The organism is Marinobacter sp. X15-166B (assembly GCF_001752365.1).
Taxonomy (GTDB): domain Bacteria; phylum Pseudomonadota; class Gammaproteobacteria; order Pseudomonadales; family Oleiphilaceae; genus Marinobacter.
The window spans coordinates 1-2,410 of record NZ_MEIY01000003.1; the positions used below are offsets into that span (position 1 = coordinate 1).

Genomic DNA, 2,410 nt, shown 5'->3' on the forward strand with positions numbered 1-2,410 from the left:
GTAAGCGACCGGTAAACCCATCTTGAGCCTGACTCCGAAGCCGTCAGGATAGTGTCCACTTATTCTTTAGTGGACACTTACTATGAGCAACTTAAGCGTAACCAAGCCTTACCAACCGCGTCGCCGGCACGCCCCGGAATTCAAAGCCAGACTGGTGGTCGAGTGCCAAAAGCCCGGAGCTTCTGTTTCCCGCATTGCCCTGGATAATGGCCTTAATGCCAACATGCTCCGACGGTGGATAAACGAGGCACGACGGGCCGGCAATCAGCCATCAACGTCGCCCGCGTTCGTGCCGGTCAATTTGCCAGCGAAGGCTACCCCGGTAGTGGAAAAGCATCGCACCATCCGCATCGAGATTCCCCGTGCCGGTGGGCCGGTTGTGGTGGAATGGCCGGCCGAGCAAGCTGATCAGTGCGCGGCGTTTCTGCGCGAACTGTTGCCATGATCCGCATTGACGAAATCTGGCTGGCCACCGAACCGCTGGATATGCGGGCTGGGCCAGACACGGCGTTAGCGCGTGTTGTTCAGGTGTTTGGCTCGGCCAGACCTCATTGCGCTTACCTGTTCGCCAACAAACGGGGCAACCGGATGAAGGTGCTGATCCACGATGGCTTGGGTATCTGGCTGTGTGCCCGCCGATTGAACCGGGGTAAGTTCCACTGGGGCGAATCCTGGCGCGGTGATCAGTTGCGTCTGACCGATGAACAACTGTCCGCCCTGGTTCAGGGGTTACCCTGGCAACGCCTCGGGGCTGAGGGCGTGATCTCGGTGCTGTAAACCACAAGCCGATCTCCCAGACTATAACCAGAAAATCGCATCGTCACTGAGTCAGAGGCTTGGCATACTTCCCGGTATGTCACAACGTCCCGATCTTGACCAACTCTCCGCCGATCAACTCCGTGCCCTGGTCACGGATCTGTTCGATCGTGTTGAAAATAAGGATCGCGCACTCGTACACCGCGATGCAGTGATCGAGAAACTGACCCACGAAGTGGCGATCCTTAAACGCCACAAGTTCGCTCGACGCAGCGAGCAACTGGATGCGGTTCAAGGTCGCTTGCTGGATGAGCTGATCGACAGCGACATTGCGGCCATCGAGGCTGAACTGGCACAACTCACACCCACTGAAACACTGGCCAAGCCAAAAGCACAACCCAAACGGGCTTCGTTGCCACCGGAGTTGCCCCGCACCCTGATCCACCACGAACCCGAAAACACCCAGTGCCGCTGTGGCTGCCAGCTCAAGCGCATAGGCGAAGACGTCAGTGAGAAACTGGACTACGTGCCTGGCGAGTTTACGGTAGAGCGCCACATCCGTGGCAAATGGGCCTGCGCGCAGTGCGAAACCCTGACCCAGGCACCGGTGCCGCCGCAAGTCATCAACAAGGGCATCCCCACCGCCGGATTACTGGCTCAGGTGTTGGTCGCCAAGTACGCGGATCATTTACCCCTGTACCGCCAGGAACGCATCTTCGGCCGTGCCGGCCTCGCCATCCCGCGCTCCACTCTGGCCGAGTGGGTGGGCGCTTGTGGTGTGCAGTTGCAGCCTCTGGTGGATGCACTGAGAAACGCCTTGCTGGAACACACGGTCCTGCACGCCGACGAAACACCGGTCAGCATGCTGGCTCCGGGCAAGAAGAAAACCCACAGAGCCTACGTCTGGGCCTATTGCACCACACCGTTCTCGGATCTTAAGGCGGTCGTTTACGACTTCGCCCCCACCCGAGCGGGCGAACACGCCCGCACCTTCCTGGGTGACTGGCAAGGCAAACTGGTCTGCGACGATTACTCGGGTTACAAGGCCGGCTTCGGCAACGGCATCACCGAAATCGGTTGCCTGGCCCATGCTCGGCGCAAGTTCTACGACTTGCATCAGGCCAACCAGAGTCAAATAGCGGCACAGGCCCTGGAATACATCGGTCAGTTGTATCAGATTGAGCGAGAAACCAAAGACCTGCCGCCGGACCAACGACAACGAATCAGAGATGAAAAAGCCCGACCCATTGCGGATGCTCTGCACCAATGGATGTTGGCGCATCGACAGAAAGTGCCGGATGGCTCCGGCACGGCCAGGGCTATGGATTACAGCCTCAAGCGTTGGGTAGCGCTGACGCGCTATCTGGACGATGGTGCGGTGCCCATCGATAACAACTGGGTGGAAAACCAGATCCGGCCTTGGGCGCTGGGTCGGAGCAACTGGCTGTTCGCCGGCTCACTGAGAAGTGGTCAACGTGCCGCTGCGGTGATGACGCTGATCCAGTCCGCCAAACTGAATGGGCACGATCCTTATGCCTATCTAAAAGATGTGCTGACGAGACTGCCGACGCAGAAAAACAACGCCATTGGCGAGTTGCTACCACACAACTGGACGCCGGCGATCGTTAGCAAGGTGTGATGGCCGGCCGCTTAC

General features: G+C 58.8%; 3 protein-coding genes. All 3 read left to right on the forward strand.

The genetic code is table 11. From position 1 onward, the window contains the following. Positions 1-82: 82 nt before the first annotated feature. The 3 genes from tnpA (at position 83) to tnpC (ending at position 2,395) form a co-directional block, all read left to right on the forward strand. Positions 83-445 carry an IS66-like element accessory protein TnpA gene (tnpA, locus tag BG841_RS16340; RefSeq protein ID WP_070058891.1) on the forward strand — a complete coding sequence of 121 codons (363 nt, stop codon included), beginning with the start codon at positions 83-85 and terminating at the stop codon, positions 443-445. Next, positions 442-777 (forward strand): IS66 family insertion sequence element accessory protein TnpB, encoded by a 336-nt coding sequence (gene tnpB / locus BG841_RS16345; RefSeq protein WP_070058892.1) that lies wholly within the window; start codon positions 442-444, stop codon positions 775-777. The genes tnpA and tnpB overlap by 4 nt, the downstream gene beginning before the upstream one ends. A 76-nt stretch (positions 778-853) precedes the next feature. Beyond that, a complete protein-coding gene (gene tnpC, locus BG841_RS16350) occupies positions 854-2,395 on the forward strand; it encodes an IS66 family transposase (protein ID WP_070058893.1) in 1,542 nt (513 codons plus the stop codon). The last annotated feature ends 15 nt before the right edge of the window (positions 2,396-2,410 follow it).

Bases quoted from the DNA above. Each gene is read 5' to 3' on its own strand.
- tnpA (WP_070058891.1), top strand. From the start codon at position 83: ATGAGCAACTTAAGCGTAACCAAGCCTTACCAACCGCGTCGCCGGCAC.
- tnpB (WP_070058892.1), top strand. From the start codon at position 442: ATGATCCGCATTGACGAAATCTGGCTGGCCACCGAACCGCTGGATATG.
- tnpC (WP_070058893.1), top strand. From the start codon at position 854: ATGTCACAACGTCCCGATCTTGACCAACTCTCCGCCGATCAACTCCGT.